This window comes from Vibrio sp. 947, assembly GCF_033339115.1.
GTDB classification, from domain to species: Bacteria; Pseudomonadota; Gammaproteobacteria; order Enterobacterales; family Vibrionaceae; genus Vibrio; species Vibrio alginolyticus.
The window spans coordinates 116094-132584 of sequence record NZ_JAWOTX010000011.1; the positions used below are offsets into that span (position 1 = coordinate 116094).

The window sequence follows — 16491 nt, forward strand, 5'->3', positions numbered from 1 at the left end:
GACTAAAATCAACCATCAGATCCGTTCACCACATCTTTTGCCCTCGAGTACTCTCATTCTTTCAACTTATTGTTCCGCTCTGGAGTATTTTTCGTGCATCGCTATAAAGAAGAAGCATCAAGTCTTATCAAATTGGCGACCCCGGTATTGATCGCATCTGTCGCTCAAACTGGTATGGGGTTTGTTGATACCGTAATGGCTGGCGGCGTTAGCGCCACCGACATGGCTGCGGTTTCTGTCGCTTCAAGTATTTGGCTACCATCCATTTTGTTTGGGGTGGGTTTATTAATGGCATTGGTCCCTGTTGTCGCACAGTTAAATGGCTCTGGTCGTCGAGTGAAAATACCGTTTGAAATTCAGCAAGGCGTCGTTTTGGCATTGCTGATCAGTGTGCCGATAATTGCAGTCCTGCTTCAAACCCAGTTTATTCTCGGGCTGATGGATGTTGAAGCACTGATGGCTGAAAAAACGGTGGGATACATTCATGCCGTTATATTAGCAGTACCCGCTTTTTTACTTTTCCAAACGCTTAGAAGCTTTACGGATGGTATGTCATTGACGAAACCGGGAATGGTTATTGGCTTTATCGGTTTGCTGCTCAACATTCCTCTAAACTGGATTTTCGTGTACGGCAAGTTTGGTGCACCTGAATTAGGCGGTGTTGGCTGTGGTGTAGCAACCACGATTGTTTACTGGGTCATGTTTGCCATGCTATTGCTGTATGTGATGACATCAGAGCGATTGAAAAGCATCAACCTATTTGGAGAATGGCATCGCCCACAATGGAAAGCGCAAGTTCGTCTATTCAAGCTCGGCTTTCCTGTTGCAGCAGCGCTGTTTTTTGAAGTGACATTGTTTGCTGTTGTTGCACTGCTCGTTTCACCACTGGGTCCTATCATTGTGGCAGCGCATCAAGTCGCGATTAACTTCTCCTCGTTGGTATTTATGCTACCAATGAGTATTGGTGCAGCAGTAAGCATTCGTGTCGGCCATCGACTTGGTGAAGAAAACGTAGATGGCGCGCGCGTAGCGTCACGAGTCGGCATTATGGTTGGTCTAGCATTGTCCGTTCTCACAGCGATTTTAACCGTCTTGTCTCGTGAGTGGATCGCCGAGCTTTATACTAGCAACCCAGAGGTAATCACTCTAGCGATGCACCTGCTCGTGTTTGCCGCTGTTTATCAATGTACGGATGCGGTTCAAGTGATCGCAGCTGGTGCATTACGCGGCTATAAAGACATGCGAGCCATCTTCAACCGTACTTTTATTGCTTATTGGATTCTTGGGCTGCCAATTGGTTACGTCCTTGGCCGTACAGACTGGATTGTCGAGCCAATGGGAGCACAAGGCTTCTGGCTTGGTTTTATCATCGGCCTATCTTCTGCGGCCTTTATGTTAGGCGTCAGAATGCGTTGGATGCATCGCCAAGAGCCAGAAGTGCAATTGAACTTTTCAGTTCAATAAAAAGTAAAAAAAGCCAGCATCCGCTGGCTTTTTTGATCGAATAATCACACGGTTGAGTATACTTATAACAAGATTGCGAAGTGGTTGATTTTGCTCTCTAGACAACGGATACGAAGTTATAAAAAAGGATATTTGTGCGGTCTATTTTATTGTTCTTAATCTTGATTCTTAATGGTTGTGATAACTGGTTCAATCCAGAGAACGCCATGTTTGATAAGTATCATCAACGTGTAGCCAATGTATTGGACGTTCCTGCTATTCCAATAGAATTACAGTCTACGGTAACGATTCCTGCGAAACGCGTTTTGTTCGAGCCATTGCCAAGGCTATCTATTGGCCTGCTAGAGAGCTATCAATTACGACAATGCGGACTCTTTAATTTACTTGCCGAGAAAAACTCACAACTTGGAAAGGTGCAGGATGCCTTTCATGATTTTGATTATCAAACTGCCCTTTTAAGAGTCATAAATCGATGTTTATCCGAATTTCCACTTAGCGATGAAGAACGCGCGACATTGACAGAGCTTTACTCAACCAAGTGGCAACATCTAGACATTCATCTCGACAACTTACTACTCGTAAGTGATGCCATGCAAAAGCAACTAACAGCCTCTGATTGGCTATCTCAAAATACGACGAATGATATTGCACGCATTAACGATGTCTATCGTATTTTCAGCGAAATGTATGATTTACCCCACCGCGCGGTCTCACGTCTACCCGATGTGGAAGTTACTCAATATCAAGAAGAGTTAGAGAAATCTCGTTTACTCGGACGACTTTACTATTCAATGGTAAATACATCCCTTTGGTTAAAAGCGACAACTCAGCTACTTGAGCAGAACCAGAGCAATGTATTGTGCGGGCCGAACAGAGACACCACCCAGTTCCGCTACTTAAGAAATGTCTTTCAATCCATTTACGTTGAAGAAGTGCAACCTTATTTGGCTTATTTAGACAGCACCTATCAACAACTTAATGATGGTGCCACTTTGGTGGAGAACCGTATGCAACTCCATGGTCACCAGTATGGCATCATTGAGGCACATAGGACATTTAGGCAAGAAACCCTAAACCACGTTCAGTTTTGGCAGGGTCTCTTCAAACGATGTGGCGTAACCGTTGGCAACTAGTAAGTGCAGAGCGTTCTATTCCTTCAACCTTTCACGCAAGAATCGAGCAAAACGTGGTTTACCAGTATGTGTAAAACCGTTATATCTAAATGTAATGGTTGAACCAATTTTCGGAGGCTGGCGACGCACTTCATCGGTAAATCCGCTACCGATGTAAAACTCAATGCCATTTGGTAAGCGAACTAACATTGCTCCCATCATACCTAATAAGCGCCCTGTTCCTGGCTTATAACCCACAACTAACGCTTCATCATCTGCGTATCGTTTAAGTTTAAGCAAATCACTACCGCGTCCAGCCTGATAGCGGCTTGATACCTTCCGCAACATCACCCCTTCACCGTCGGATATTGAAATTTTATCCAACTGTGTAAACAGATGAGCTTCATTTTGAATGGCTCGGTGCTCGACATATTTGATATGAGGCTGGTCGACTTCAAGCACTAAATCTTTGATGTTGTAATAACGCTTCCGATAATCACCAGCGGAATATGGCATATCAAAGATCATAAAGTCGATGTGTCGCCAAGCAGACTCTACAGGAGTTTTATCTAATACCGTTTGCTGAACAAGATGGAAGTTACCTCTCCCAGCCCAAAGTTCACCGTCCAACGGATAATCAGGCAAAGGTCCTGTAAACCAATCTGGGGCGTAGATTCGATTACCATTTCTCGTCACGAGATGTTGCCCAGTCCAATAAGCGCGAACACCATCAAGTTTTTCGCTATACCAATATTCAGACACATCAATGCCATCCTGATAGCTTTGTGCAAGAGAAACTGGTGGTGCGAAAGACGTATCCGCTTGAGGCTGTGAAGACGCTGCCATAACAGCCAGCGCAATTAATGTCATTTTTAATGGCATAAGAAGACCTTGTACAAAAAATCGCCTTTATTGAAACGTAAGTCCTCTCGATGACCTATTTATTACTAGTTATTCTTCGACTCATAACAATCAACATTAGTAATAATTTGCAAAGATAATCATAAACTTTAGACAGGTTTTGCATTTAGTCGTTACACATTATTCTCGTATGGCGGATGGTTCGTCAATCGAGTTGGAATCTAATCATGACGTGCCTCCCCCGGTCTAACGACTTCTTTCGGCTCAAAACCTCTTATAAGCAAACCATTTCTCTGTGCGTTTTTGATTCTCAATTTGAGAATCAGTCCTTTCTCAAATTGAACAATATAATTAACAATATTTAACTGTTTGATTTTTCATTAATTTCAAATTGGCACGTTACCTGCTCTATATCCAATTAGAAAAACAAACGGAGACAGAGTCATGGAATTACGCAAACTAGAAATCAATCAAGACAAGTTAGCCATTGAGTTTTTTGGTGACTTAGACGCAAGTGGCTGTCGACAAGCACAACATCACATTGATGAAGTAATTCACAACAATCATCACAAAGAAGTCGAAATTAACCTACAGCACGTCCAATTTCTTGATTCTTCAGGGATTGGTGCCATTGTTTACTTATATAAGCGTCTAGTTGAACGTGAAAGAAGCATGAGTATTGAAAACGTATCAGGCCAACCTTTAGAAATCATGAGCTTGCTTCGTATCAACCATGCCATTCCCGTTAACTCAAAAGGACACTAAAAATACCGGTTTAAACGGAGGTTGGCATGGTAAATCTTTTACGACGATATGCAGTAAGCGGTCTTGTTGTCGGCATGTTTGGTTGTTCGTCGTTTGACTACCCAGAACACGGGAAAGGTGGCTTGGCGGAAAGCTATCAAGATATCTCGATCGAGAATTATCAGTTTTCCCCAGTAATGCCTGACGAGCCTTTAGGTCCAGAACATGGGTTAAGGTTTGATTGGCAATTGACCAAGTTACATCTAGACGCACTAATCCAAGAGGGCGCGCGCTGGTGTTTTCCTGCGGCAGTTGTTCAGGCCCTTGAAAAACAAAATAGAATTGCGCGCGAGTTAGAAGGTGGGCTTTTACTCGACGCTGCCAACGACCTTGTGATTCAGCGTCGACGCTTAAACCAGCTCGAACAACAACTCGACTACGTACTGAGCCAAACAACTTGCACACCGCCCGATGATATTGAAGCACTACGTAGCGACCTAAACATAGTCTCGGATATCTATGCACTACTTAATATCGACAACCAGTTTGCTGTCGATTCAGCAGAAATCAACCCGAAGTACATGGGACATTTGGCAGAAGCAGCCTACATTTTACGTGACCACCCCAACCTATCTCTTGTAGTAACGGGGCATGCGGATGCAACTGGAACACCCGATTACAACCAGAAACTTGCTCAAGCGCGTGCGGAACAAGTAAAGCGTTACCTAACCGTATTTGGTATCACTTCAGAGAGAGTCACTACCAAATCTGTCGGAGATAACCTGCCACTCTATGAAGGTGAAACATCCGCCGTGCGTTTAACTAATCGTCGAGTAAGCATCGAGGTTATTAGCCCTAATTCAGATAGCGATACCTCAATAAACCGCAACTCAACGGCAGGAGGCGCGCTATGAACACGATGAAACCATTTATCCTCTTAATGTTGTTGTGTCTGGTTGCGTGGGTACCTTCTTCCATAGCGGATGAGAGCAATACTGTTAAGGTCGGTGATTTAATACAGATTAACTTACCCGGAGAGGCGTCGTTAAACCAAGGGTTTCAGGTCGATCGTCGTGGACGAATTAATTTACCAGAAGTCGGCCCTGTATTAGTGGCCGGCTACAATGAACAACAACTCCAAGACGTGATTATCGACAGGCTAAAGACCGTTTATCGTGACGTTAACAACGCTCGAGTTTTTATTAAACAGCAACAGTTGTTAGTGTCCGTTCAAGGCTACGTGGTCAAACCCGGTGAATATACCTTACCTTCTGGGTCCAACATTCAAATGTTTGTGTACGAAGCTGGCGGCCTGCGCGCAGGGGCTCAGCTTGATAAAATGATCGTGAAACGTGGAAATAAAAACATTGAATTTGACTACAAACGCTTCCTTGATACGGGGGACAATAGCCAACTGCCAAAACTAGAATCACTGGATGTCTTATTTGTCCCCGCTTCCCCACTCGTAGGGAATATTGAGCAAGAGTTTGATGCAGCAAAACTCGCGAATTCAGGTGACAGCGCAGATTCCGCTCGTGCAATCAAAGTCTTTGGTGAAGTCAACGCACCTGGCTCGTTCTCATACAAGCCAAACACCACGCTAGTTGATGTCGTAATGCGAGCTGGCGGCGTGACACGATATGCCAGTGTTGAGCAAATTCGCGTGATAACAAACAATAACCCAACCATGTTTAACCTGAAAAAGTACCTTGATACTGGAGACCAAAGCCTACTGCCGGAGATCCTGCCAGGTGCCACCATCTTTGTCCCAAAACAGGAAGAAGAAATCAAAGCAGGTGCAAATGTGGTTTACGTGATGGGTGAAGTCGCCCATCCTGGGGCATACGAAGGCAAGCAAGGCGCTAGCTTCATGGATATCCTCGCCAACGCTGGCGGGCCCACTCGCTACGCAGAATCTCGCCAAATTCGCGTTATAAAAGCCGATGGCAAAGTCATCAAATTCGATCTTACCGCGCATACAGAAGGACTATCTTCAGCCAGACCACCAAATGTTGGACCAGGAGACGCGATTTTCGTGCCGGAGAAAACCGATTTCAATGAGAAGTCTTGGTTAAAAGTAGCACCTAGTCGAGCGGTCGCAGTGATGGGAGAAGTTGTTCGCCCTGGACGCATCGAGTGGTCAGACGAAATGGATTTGATTGATCTGCTTGCACACGTTGGTGGCCCAACTCGACGAGCTGATACCACCAAAATTGAAGTCGCCAATAACGGTCAAATGACACAATTTGACTTAGACCAATACATTCTGGATGGCTCGCCAACATCAAGCCTACCTCGAGTTTCCGCTGGTACAGTCGTAAGGGTACATGCATTGCCTGACGACCCATCCGATAATAAATCGCAATGGGTAAGCCAAAGCTCTGACGCATCAATATACGTTTTCGGGCAAATCAATGCACCTGGGCGCTATCGTTTCACCGAAGATATGCATTTTCTGGATATTTTGTCTGCCGCCGACGGACCGACAATGGATGCAGATATTCACAACATCCGTGTCACACACCGAGGCCTAGGTTATGCCAAAGTGAGTAAATTGAATTTATCGATGTACTTTGAAACAGGCGATGAGTCAATTCTGCCCCACGTTCGTCCTGGTGATACCATTTACATTCCAGAAAAAAACAAAAACTGGTTAGACCGTTCAAAAGAGTCCACGGTACGCGTATTAGGTGAAGTAAGAGACCCAGGGCGATACGTATTCAATGACAACATGACTGTGCTTGATCTGTTAGCGGAAGCAGGAGGACCAACTGACAATGCCTACCTTGAAAAGATCAGTGTGGTCAATATGTCTTGCTGCCAGGGCCAAGCCCGAACATTTGATTTGGTGAACTTTAGTAAAACAGCCAACATTTATGAGCTGCCAGTCATTCGCGCAGGCGACACGATTTACATTCCCCATAAAGACGAAAGCTTTGTTGAAAAAGCGAGGGCCGGATTAAGAGATATTTTACAAATCACCACAACCATCGTGTTAATAGGAGCGTTGTAATGACTATTCCTGCAACTCACGCTGAGATTGAGCAAATTTATCTTCAGAGTGAACAGAAAGGCCACAAAACGATTTGTGTTGTGGGTTGTAAATCTGAAGATGGTGTCACTTCCGTGGCGTCATCTCTTGCAGAGCGCTTGGTTTTAGCAGGCCACAATACTTTGTATGTAGACCTTAACTTATTCAAACCCGCTTATCACACTGTTCACGAATTTGATGATGACGAGAAGGTTGGCCATTTGATCACACGAGAGAATACACATCAAACTTTAGTCGGCCTCCCAGCTCCATCTCTCGCCAGCACTCAGTTAGCGTACCGAGACCCAACAATGCTGAAACGAAACATTGCACAATGGTTAACGCAGTACGAGCGCGTCGTGATAGATACATCACCACTTCTCAGTGTCAACCGAAGCAATATTGCGCCTCAAGTGATTGCTGGCGTATGTGATGCTACTTTGTTAGTAGCGCATTATGGTTCTACGACTGCAACCCAGCTCGAGCAAGCCAAAAAGATACTCGATGCTAGCGATGCGAGCTTGATTGGTTCTGTACTGAACATGAAGCACACTCCAAGCCTGAAAGATGAGTTAATCCGCCAAGTTTCCAAGCTGCGTTTCTTACCAAAAAAGTGGAAAGAAAAACTGTCTCAGCAAATTAAAAAAAGCGAACTGTTTATGTTATAGGGAGCGCTATTATGACGATAAATAATACATTGACTATCGAGCAAGAATTAGTGGATGAGCATATTCTTCAGCAAATGATCAAAGATACGTGCGCCGAAATCATCCCTACCTTGATTGATCACTATGTCGAAGAGTCACGCGATCGCATGGAGAAAATAGAGCAAGCATTAAGCACAAAAGACCTTCAAACATTAGAGTTCGAGGTTCACACACTGGGCAGTTCTGCTCTCGCTTTAGGCAATCGAACGCTTTCAAGACAAGCAAGAATGATTGAGAAGTACTGTGTCGAAGGAAAAATACCAAAAGCATTGGAGCTTTGTGAAACACTTCCGCAACTCGCCAATGAATCGTTTGATGCGTTAGAAAAGCGAAAAGCTCAAGGGTTTGAGTAGTATCAGTGTCTTACTCCCTAGCGAAGCATCGCGTTTGATAAAGCGCGATGCCGACATCATCTCAGAAATTTAGGCTCCAAATTCAATCACCCTCGCCAAGCCACACACCTTTAAATTATTTGGGCATAACTTAATCAATTAAAAAGTATGGATTTTTCGCAAATTTCCTACCTTGTGCTAATACTTAAATAACGCTTTTCTCAAATTGAGAATTTTCAGCACTAGAGAGCTATAAACCACTCATAATGCCAAATAGTAGTGCTGACAAAAATCATAAAAAATGAAACAAACTACGTTGGGATGGGACTATGAGACCAAGGGTGTTACTGGTAGAGGACTCTACTTCACTAGCCATACTTTATAAGCAGTATGTGAAAGACGAACCTTATGACATTTTTCATGTCGAGACAGGTCGCGAAGCGATTCAATTTATTGAAAGAAGCAAACCTCAGCTCATCATTCTCGATTTGAAACTGCCCGACATGTCTGGCGAAGACGTGTTGGATTGGATCAACCAGAATGACATTCCTACGTCCGTTATTATTGCTACGGCACACGGCAGCGTCGACTTAGCCGTTAATCTAATTCAAAAAGGTGCGGAAGATTTCTTAGAAAAGCCCATAAACGCTGATCGCCTAAAAACATCAGTCGCATTGCACCTCAAACGCGCCAAATTGGAAGATTTGGTGGAAAATATTCAGTCCAAGTTTGATCGCCACAACTATCACGGATTCATCGGTTCAAGCCTCCCGATGCAGGCGGTATACAAGACCATTGATGCTGTTGCGCCAACTTCTGCCAGTGTGTTTATTGTGGGAGAAAGCGGCACAGGTAAAGAAGTTTGTGCTGAAGCCGTCCACCGCCAGAGCGACCGTAAAGACAAGCCTTTTATTGCAATTAACTGTGGGGCTATTCCACGAGATTTGATGGAAAGTGAGATTTTTGGTCACGTTAAAGGGGCCTTTACTGGAGCAACAACAGATCGAAAAGGTGCGGCGACGCTGGCACATGGTGGTACGCTTTTTCTTGATGAGCTGTGTGAAATGGAACTTGAGATGCAAAAGAAGTTGCTCCGTTTTCTACAAACGGGCACTTACACCCCTCTTGGTGGCACTCGAGAAATGAAAGTAGATGTGAGAATCATTTGTGCCACTAACCGAGATCCATTAACAGAAGTAGAAGAAGGTCGTTTTCGTGAAGACTTATACTACCGTGTGCACGTTATACCTATCGATATGCCCCCATTACGTGAACGAGGAAGTGACATCGTCACGCTTGCCAAGCACTTCTTGACCACTTACGCCAAACAGGACAAAAAGAAATTCTCAACAATCGACAGTGAAGCTCAACATATCATCAAGCATTACGAATGGCCGGGTAATGTAAGGCAACTACAAAACATCATACGTAACATTGTGGTGCTTAATAACGACGAAAAAGTCACGGTGAGCCACCTACCCGCTCAACTTACTAAAAAGTCTAAAGTGACGAAAACAACGACGCCTGCGCATGTTGCTCAAGAGTCAACAAACATTGCACCAATCACACCACCACCTGTTTATACTGAGGAACTTTCACCTTCTGCGGTCGAACCGTCGATTACCGCAGCGGAGCTGCCTGGTACACCGTCCTCTGCTGCTACCTCACCGTACTTTAACGCTGATGGAACCATTCGTCCTATGTGGCAAGTAGAGCGTGAAGCAATTCAAAACGCAATCGCGTACTGTGATGGCAACGTCCTCAACGCCGCTGTCATGCTGGAGTTAAGCCCATCTACGGTTTACCGAAAAAAACAAGCGTGGGAAGCGGATGAAATTAATCTCGAACAATCTTGATAAACCTGCCATTGGTGAAATTTGGATCTTGCTTGATAGCCGTCTATTCGGCGGCATTGAAAGTCACGTTATCGAGCTAGCTCGGGGATTAATCGCCTTTGGAAACAAAGCTCGAGTTGTGCTAACCACTGAGTATTCGCCAGCCGCTCAGATTGTACAGAAGGCAAAAGAAGCCGCGATCCCTGTGAGTTACTTAAACTATTTGTCTGGCGAGCCCAATAAAGCTTTAAAAATTAAACACCTAACAAGCGCCGTCGCCAATCACCAACCCTCAGTGGTTCACTCCCATGGTTATAAAGCGTCGATTTTGTCGCGCTGCGCCAAACTGCTCACCCGTACGTTTCCTCGTTTGATTTCAACTTATCATGCTGGTGAATCGTCCTCAGGGAAACTATGGCTATACGATTGGCTTGATAGAAGCTCAGGCAGCCTATCTGACTATTGCTCTGCTGTCAGTCCAAGTATTCAGCGCAAAGTTTTTTGTTCTTCAGAACTGCTGAATAACTTTGTTTCGATTCCCAACAGTCAACTCAACTATCAGGAGATCGCTTTTGTCGGCCGATTGAGCCAGGAAAAAGGTGCCGATCAATTTATTGAGGTAGCGAGGCTCTGTCCAACATTACAGTTTAGTGTGTACGGTGATGGCCCGGAAAAAGAGTCGCTTAATCAAGCTGCCCCTCCAAATGTGACTTTCTTCGGCCATCAAACCGATATGGAAGGTGTTTGGGAAAATATCAGCGTACTTATTATCTCTTCTCGTTATGAGGGTCTTCCAATGGCGGCGCTTGAAGCCATGTCGAGAGGCATTGCCGTGATGAGCTTACGTGTAGGTCGTCTTCCAGATATTATCCAAACGGGTAAAAATGGTTTTATCGTCGAAGACATTCCCTCTCTTGCTAAATGTCTTCATGACTGGATGTCGATTGGTGAAGCGCAACAATCACTCATTCGCCAGAATGCTCGACAAACCATCATTGATGATTTCTCAGCGCAAAGTGTGATTCCCGTATTGCTACAAAAATATCAAATTGAAACGGATCACTAATCCATATTGGTTCTCAATATGAGAATGATGAGTTCCAAACATAAATATCATATAAGATTCAATCACATAAACTAATGGCATATTTTGGCATCTCTATTGCAGCTCAGCAGTTAACGCAGATTAATGATGAGACAGAGGTGACTTATGACTACGCCAAAACGCATTCTATATGTTCATTATGGTGATAATTGGATTCGCGGCAGTGAAGTGGTACTTCTGGATCTCATCTCAGGGATTGACCGTGATAAGTTTGAGCCATTCGTGTGGTCAAACTGCCAGCCACTAATCGATAAGTGTCAATCGCTCGGAATTGAAGCGGAACATTCTGTTTTCAATCTCGTTGGTGGCTGGAGTGCACCTCGCTGGGATATTAGCGGGTGGAATAGCCTTATCAAACAAGGCTCAGCTTTGATCGAAAAGCACAGCATCGACTTGGTACACGTCAATAGCGGCGGCCCTTGTCAATGGATGTGTTTGGCTGCTCGCATGAATCATATACCACTTGTCACGCAACTTCATTGCCATTATACATTGCGCGATCGCTTCTCTCTCGGACTTCACCTCGCTCCAAAATTGATTTGCGTTAGCAAAGATGTTGGACGCGAAATTCTTCAGGACGGCTACCCACAAAACCAACTTCATGTCGTACACAACGGCGTGTCACTTCAAGGCGTGGATACACCCATCGACATTAAAGATCGCCTCGGAATCCCATCACAGGCCTTTACCTTTCTGTCGGTGGGTTCGCTGATTAAGCGCAAAGGATTCGACCGCCTTATTCGCGCAATGCGCATGCACAACTACCACCACCACAACCCTCACCTTGTTATTGTTGGTGACGGCGAAGAAAGAGAAGCATTGCAACAGCTTGCCGCGGATCTTGGTATCCAAGAACGAGTGCACTTTGTCGGGGAGCAACACAATGCCGGAGCGTGGATGTGTGGTAATGCAGACGCTTTTATTAGCGGCGCCTATGAAGAGGCCTTTGGTCTCGTACTCGGGGAAGCGGCTTTAGCTCAACTGCCTATCGTGGCTCCTAAAACGGGAGGCATTCCTGAGTTGTTCGAGCATAATCACTCTGCATTGCTGTACCAGAACAGTGGAATGGCGAGCCTGTTAAACGCGATTCAACAAGTCATGCAAGACGCGGCATTAAGAAACAAGCTGGCGGAAAACGCTTACCTACATGCTAGCCAGAACTTAACGACGACTGCATCTATCAACGCTATTGAACGTATTTACGAAGGTGAACTTAATAACAACGCCATTACACCAATGCCAATGACTCACTGCATGAAGCCTCTTTCACGCTGGTTGAGCATCAATTGAGGAGCCCGGTCATGAAACGTGTATTGATGTTCGACGCCATCCCAATGCAAGGTGGATCCAAAATCGCGAATGCAGAGCTCCTTAAGCAGTGCGATAAGCTGAACGTGATTGGTTATCTACTCACTACAAATCCAGAGCATTGGGCGTCACTGCTTAGTGATACACCGCGTGTGCAAGTTATAAAAATAAAACCATCACCATTTAACTCGACTCATGGACTGACCTACTGGTTGATGAACGCTTACTACTTTCTCCAACTTCTCTACGCGTGCATGAAGCTGCCAAAAATAGATAGCTTTTTGGGCCTATCTTGCCCAAGTAATGATATGCCTTTGTACTTACTACGATTAATTTGCAAAAAGCCTGTGGTACAGATGGTTCATGGCCCTATTGGACGATCGAGATCTGCTGGCTACTGCTTAGTAAAAGCATCGGCAATTTACTACTTGGCAAACACCCGCGAATCAATGGTAGAAGCATTACAGGCCTACCTCAAAACAGAGAAGCCAGCCACCGAACGCTATTGGTGTGGTTTGAATACATCTACGTTTGTTAATGGATTATCGAAAGATCGCTGGCCAAAACAAGCGAATCCGATTTCAAGCCGCGTTTTCTGGGCAGCTAGCTTACTAAAATGGAAGAACATCGATCTTTTGCTTGATGCTTTAACACTTGATGAGTCGAAAAAGATCAAATCCACCGTGTGTTACATCAAACCTAACGTGGCAGGTGTGGAATATTCAACACCGGACTTCAACACACAAGGTGTTGAATGGCATGAGTGCCCAAACAACTTAGATGAATTGCGTTCACAGTGTGGTGTGTTTGTTTCCACCAGTCTCAACGAACCTTTTGGGTTATCTATTTTGGAGGCGCTCGCTGCAGGTATGTGTGTCGTCATTCCACATGATGATAGTTATTGGGACCGCGTGTTAACTCACGGCCGAAATTGTATTAAATACACGCCTAACAATGTGGCTTCGTTACACAACGCAATTCGCCTTTTGAATGAATCGCCGTGGATGAAAGTAACGATGGGTATCGAAGCACTCAATGTTTCTCAACTATACACAGCCGAACGTTGTTATTTGCCAATCGCCCAGCACCTTGCTGCCGAAATTGCTACCAACAATGATTGCACACTCAAGACACCGCGAGACATCAAAGGATATGATCATGTCTAAAGCAATGACCAACATGACGCTATTTGCTATCGCCTTAGTGATCAATAAAAGCATCAGCCTAATCATGCTGCCTGTATTGCCCCACTTTCTCTCACCAGAGCAAATGGGCAAGCTTGAGCTTCTAACAACCTTTGGTGTTGTTACGACCTTGTTTGTCAGTTTCTCTTTGCATGAAGCGCTGTATCGATTCGTCGGCGTTGAAAAGGATCAAAATACGCGCACAAGCCTACTAAACCAGCTGTACTCACTTGCTTTACTCATCGCTGGCGTCGTCGCTCTTAGCTTGCTCACTATCATTTTAATCGCCCCCATTCCCGCGCCTTTTACGCGAGTCGAATTCGCTATTGTTATGTTTGCTATCGTTCTAGAAGGCAGCATTGCAATCGGCACCGCCTGGTTAAGAACACAAGACGACAAAGCAAGAACACTGCTTAACGTCATGGTCACTACCACCATTTTTCAGGTCATTTTTATCGTCGCGGCGCTGTCTGTTCATCCCCATGTTATTTCTGTTTTGTGGGGGGGGTTGTTAGCTGCTATTACTCAATTTGTTTGGCTGCACATCGTTAACCGTTACAATGTCACCCTTCCTAAGCTGGCATTGGCAAAACAATACCTAAACTACTGCCTACCAATGATGATGGCCGGTTTAGTAGCATTTTGTCTCAATGGCGCTGAACGCTGGTTCATTGGTGCCAACACTTCTCTTGAGACGTTAGGGATTTACGCGATAGCGGTAAAATTTGCAGTGGGCATGTGTATTTTAGTGCAGCCGTTTGGCATGTGGTGGATGCCACGTCGATTTAACTACTTAGAAGGGCGCAAGAACACTGAGGCAGTGCGCATCACACACTTAGGTATGATTTACATTACAGGTTTGAGTGTAGTGGTTGGCACATTAGCAATGGTGATGATCACCCACTTACTGCCAGAAACCTATCATGAGGCGGTACTATTCAGCTTATTCTTGCTACCTATCGCCATGTTAAAAGAATGGAGCGAGCTGATTAACATCTCCATTTTGTACAAGCGTCGTACTCGCTGGCTACTGGGTATAAATGTCGTCTCTGCGTGCGTTGCGATTGCTTTGCTGTTTGGCTTATCTTCTCTGGGCATTTATGGCGTATTCATTGCGCTTTATTACGCACAACTGTGTAAGTTGGGCCTGACTTATGTAGTAGGCCAACAATGTATGACGTTGCCTTTCCACCTCAGTCTGATGGTTTTATTACAGATTGTATCCGGTGTGGCACTGTTCCTGCTTCACTCTTCACAATCAATAGGCATCGCCATCGCAATTTGCATTTTGACATGCAGTTTGCTGGCAGGGATAGCCACTCGCTACATGAGTAAAGAGACGCTCAATGCTCTCACTCGATACATAGTGAAACGGCGTGGACAGGTGAAGAGATACTCGTTATGAATGAAACCAAGGTGAGAACAAAACAGTCCATCGCAGCACTGACGATTACAGTCTGTATCGGCCTGCTTTGGATTGTTATGCCTCATCCCATTTTGATTGTTGCGTTGTGTTTCGCACCACTCGCGTTACTGTTTGTTCTCAATCAAACGTTTTGGCTTGTCACACTGTTCGTTATTTTTTCATTCTTTCGTATTCACGAAGCCTTTCCTGTTATCTATAACTTCAAGATCCCATTACTGTTATCACTGGGGGCACTCGCCGCACTCGCCTTTCACCTTCTTATAAGCCGCCAGATTACAGCTTTTTGGCACCCTTCATTAAAGTGGCTGTGTATATTTTGGGGTCTGGTGATCATCGGAATAATATTCGCTTCCAGTCGTGATATCGCAATAACGGTGTTCAAAAATACCTATTGGAAAATCATCATTATGACGTTGGCCATCACCTGGCTTATTACTAAACCTTCACAGCTCGCTCAGATGTCAAAAGCAATTATTTTCGCCGGATTATTGATTGGCTTAGTGGCATTACAAAACGCTGCGAATGGCATTGATTTAGTCGAAGGAACGCGCGTGTCAATAGGACGATCCATAGGTTCAGTACTTGGCGATCCTAACGATTTGGCACTAGTGCTGATGTTTCCCCTTGCCTTTACCGTTAGTCAATTGATGGAGAAGCATTCCCCCAAGCATCTCAGGCTCTTTGCCCTTATCACCTGTTTGGTTTTGTTCTTTGCGATCATTGAGACTCAGAGCCGCGGTGGGTTACTCGGTTCACTGTCTGTATTTGCCTACTTTGCTTTTAAACACATCAAAAGCAAAACATTAGTCTTGGTACTAGGCGCCGTAGCAGCCATCGTACTCTACGCATTCGCTGGTATTTCAGGACGAGAATCGGGGGGAGCCGCTGAGGATGGTATAGATGCCTCTGCGATGGGGCGACTTTATGCGTGGGAAGCGGCATTTAAAATGGCACTGCATCACCCGTTGACTGGCGTAGGTCTAGATAACTTTTACTTTAATTACTATTTCTACAGCCCACACTGGGATGGTATCAACCACGCGGTCCATAGTACTTGGTTTGGCGTGTTGGCAGAAACGGGTTTTGTCGGACTCGCGGTGTTCATTACTTTAATTGTGTCATTGATCCGCACCTCCTTGCATTCCATCTCATTGTTGACACCAAAATCAGATTACACCCTCTCTGTTGGAGCAAACGCCGTGTTAAGTGGGCTTATCGGTACCATCGTATCAGGCACGTTTCTGACTCAAGGTTTCACTTGGCCAATTTACATTCTAGCGGCGTTAACAGTTGTCGTTAGCCGAATTGTTCAAAGTGACTGTCAAAATGAGAAATCCTAGTTTCAAACATAAACAAAACCCATAACTCACTGTTTTAAAATG

At 44.8% G+C, this 16491-nt stretch carries 14 protein-coding genes; 13 read left to right on the forward strand and 1 reads right to left on the reverse strand.

Features of this window, described 5'->3' with window-relative positions:
- The first annotated feature begins 93 nt into the window (after positions 1–93).
- Positions 94–1464, forward strand: a complete 1371-nt coding sequence (locus tag R7Q39_RS15515) for an MATE family efflux transporter (RefSeq protein WP_318076426.1) — start codon at positions 94–96, stop codon at positions 1462–1464.
- A gap of 134 nt (positions 1465–1598) precedes the next feature.
- Entirely contained in the window at positions 1599–2597 is a 999-nt protein-coding gene (locus tag R7Q39_RS15520; RefSeq protein ID WP_042522941.1) for a DUF3080 domain-containing protein, read from the forward strand.
- A 15-nt stretch (positions 2598–2612) separates the two neighbouring features.
- Here R7Q39_RS15520 and R7Q39_RS15525 read toward each other — a convergent pair whose 3' ends face one another.
- Positions 2613–3458 carry a DNA ligase gene (locus R7Q39_RS15525; protein WP_053307085.1) on the reverse strand — a complete coding sequence of 282 codons (846 nt, stop codon included), beginning with the start codon at positions 3456–3458 and terminating at the stop codon, positions 2613–2615.
- Positions 3459–3881: 423 nt separating this feature from the next.
- Here R7Q39_RS15525 and R7Q39_RS15530 point away from each other — a divergent pair, with 423 nt between their 5' ends.
- From R7Q39_RS15530 to R7Q39_RS15580, 11 genes are all read left to right on the forward strand, one after another.
- Positions 3882–4202 carry an STAS domain-containing protein gene (locus tag R7Q39_RS15530; protein WP_017634929.1) on the forward strand — a complete coding sequence of 107 codons (321 nt, stop codon included), beginning with the start codon at positions 3882–3884 and terminating at the stop codon, positions 4200–4202.
- 26 nt (positions 4203–4228) lie between these two features.
- The gene (locus tag R7Q39_RS15535) at positions 4229–5095 is read left to right on the forward strand and encodes an OmpA family protein (protein WP_017820663.1); all 867 of its coding nucleotides are present in this window, start codon (positions 4229–4231) and stop codon (positions 5093–5095) included.
- Positions 5092–7194, forward strand: a complete 2103-nt coding sequence (locus R7Q39_RS15540; protein ID WP_064353904.1) for an SLBB domain-containing protein — start codon at positions 5092–5094, stop codon at positions 7192–7194. Before R7Q39_RS15535 ends, R7Q39_RS15540 begins: the two co-directional genes overlap by 4 nt.
- Positions 7194–7880 (forward strand): AAA family ATPase, encoded by a 687-nt coding sequence (locus R7Q39_RS15545; protein WP_318076427.1) that lies wholly within the window; start codon positions 7194–7196, stop codon positions 7878–7880. The genes R7Q39_RS15540 and R7Q39_RS15545 overlap by 1 nt, the downstream gene beginning before the upstream one ends.
- Before the next feature lie 11 nt (positions 7881–7891).
- Positions 7892–8272 carry an Hpt domain-containing protein gene (locus R7Q39_RS15550; protein ID WP_005377636.1) on the forward strand — a complete coding sequence of 127 codons (381 nt, stop codon included), beginning with the start codon at positions 7892–7894 and terminating at the stop codon, positions 8270–8272.
- 308 nt (positions 8273–8580) lie between these two features.
- Positions 8581–10107, forward strand: coding sequence for a sigma-54-dependent transcriptional regulator (locus R7Q39_RS15555; RefSeq protein WP_065274521.1), 1527 nt, complete (start codon positions 8581–8583; stop codon positions 10105–10107).
- Positions 10082–11152: a glycosyltransferase family 4 protein gene (locus tag R7Q39_RS15560; protein WP_318076428.1), complete on the forward strand. Its 1071-nt coding sequence runs from the start codon at positions 10082–10084 to the stop codon at positions 11150–11152. The genes R7Q39_RS15555 and R7Q39_RS15560 overlap by 26 nt, the downstream gene beginning before the upstream one ends.
- Before the next feature lie 144 nt (positions 11153–11296).
- Positions 11297–12481 (forward strand): glycosyltransferase, encoded by a 1185-nt coding sequence (locus tag R7Q39_RS15565; protein ID WP_225491403.1) that lies wholly within the window; start codon positions 11297–11299, stop codon positions 12479–12481.
- An 11-nt stretch (positions 12482–12492) separates the two neighbouring features.
- Positions 12493–13665, forward strand: a complete 1173-nt coding sequence (locus R7Q39_RS15570) for a glycosyltransferase (RefSeq protein WP_115385966.1) — start codon at positions 12493–12495, stop codon at positions 13663–13665.
- Entirely contained in the window at positions 13658–15088 is a 1431-nt protein-coding gene (locus R7Q39_RS15575; RefSeq protein WP_225491404.1) for a lipopolysaccharide biosynthesis protein, read from the forward strand. The genes R7Q39_RS15570 and R7Q39_RS15575 overlap by 8 nt, the downstream gene beginning before the upstream one ends.
- A complete protein-coding gene (locus R7Q39_RS15580; protein WP_167415198.1) occupies positions 15085–16449 on the forward strand; it encodes an O-antigen ligase family protein in 1365 nt (454 codons plus the stop codon). The genes R7Q39_RS15575 and R7Q39_RS15580 overlap by 4 nt, the downstream gene beginning before the upstream one ends.
- The last annotated feature ends 42 nt before the right edge of the window (positions 16450–16491 follow it).

What these genes read in the sequence shown, in the direction of transcription:
- R7Q39_RS15525 (WP_053307085.1), bottom strand. Translation starts at nt 3,458, where the DNA reads ATGCCATTAAAAATGACATTAATTGCGCTGGCTGTTATGGCAGCGTCT.
- R7Q39_RS15530 (WP_017634929.1), top strand. Translation starts at nt 3,882, where the DNA reads ATGGAATTACGCAAACTAGAAATCAATCAAGACAAGTTAGCCATTGAG.
- R7Q39_RS15535 (WP_017820663.1), top strand. Translation starts at nt 4,229, where the DNA reads ATGGTAAATCTTTTACGACGATATGCAGTAAGCGGTCTTGTTGTCGGC.
- R7Q39_RS15540 (WP_064353904.1), top strand. Translation starts at nt 5,092, where the DNA reads ATGAACACGATGAAACCATTTATCCTCTTAATGTTGTTGTGTCTGGTT.
- R7Q39_RS15545 (WP_318076427.1), top strand. Translation starts at nt 7,194, where the DNA reads ATGACTATTCCTGCAACTCACGCTGAGATTGAGCAAATTTATCTTCAG.
- R7Q39_RS15550 (WP_005377636.1), top strand. Translation starts at nt 7,892, where the DNA reads ATGACGATAAATAATACATTGACTATCGAGCAAGAATTAGTGGATGAG.
- R7Q39_RS15555 (WP_065274521.1), top strand. Translation starts at nt 8,581, where the DNA reads ATGAGACCAAGGGTGTTACTGGTAGAGGACTCTACTTCACTAGCCATA.
- R7Q39_RS15560 (WP_318076428.1), top strand. Translation starts at nt 10,082, where the DNA reads ATGAAATTAATCTCGAACAATCTTGATAAACCTGCCATTGGTGAAATT.
- R7Q39_RS15565 (WP_225491403.1), top strand. Translation starts at nt 11,297, where the DNA reads ATGACTACGCCAAAACGCATTCTATATGTTCATTATGGTGATAATTGG.
- R7Q39_RS15570 (WP_115385966.1), top strand. Translation starts at nt 12,493, where the DNA reads ATGAAACGTGTATTGATGTTCGACGCCATCCCAATGCAAGGTGGATCC.
- R7Q39_RS15575 (WP_225491404.1), top strand. Translation starts at nt 13,658, where the DNA reads ATGTCTAAAGCAATGACCAACATGACGCTATTTGCTATCGCCTTAGTG.
- R7Q39_RS15580 (WP_167415198.1), top strand. Translation starts at nt 15,085, where the DNA reads ATGAATGAAACCAAGGTGAGAACAAAACAGTCCATCGCAGCACTGACG.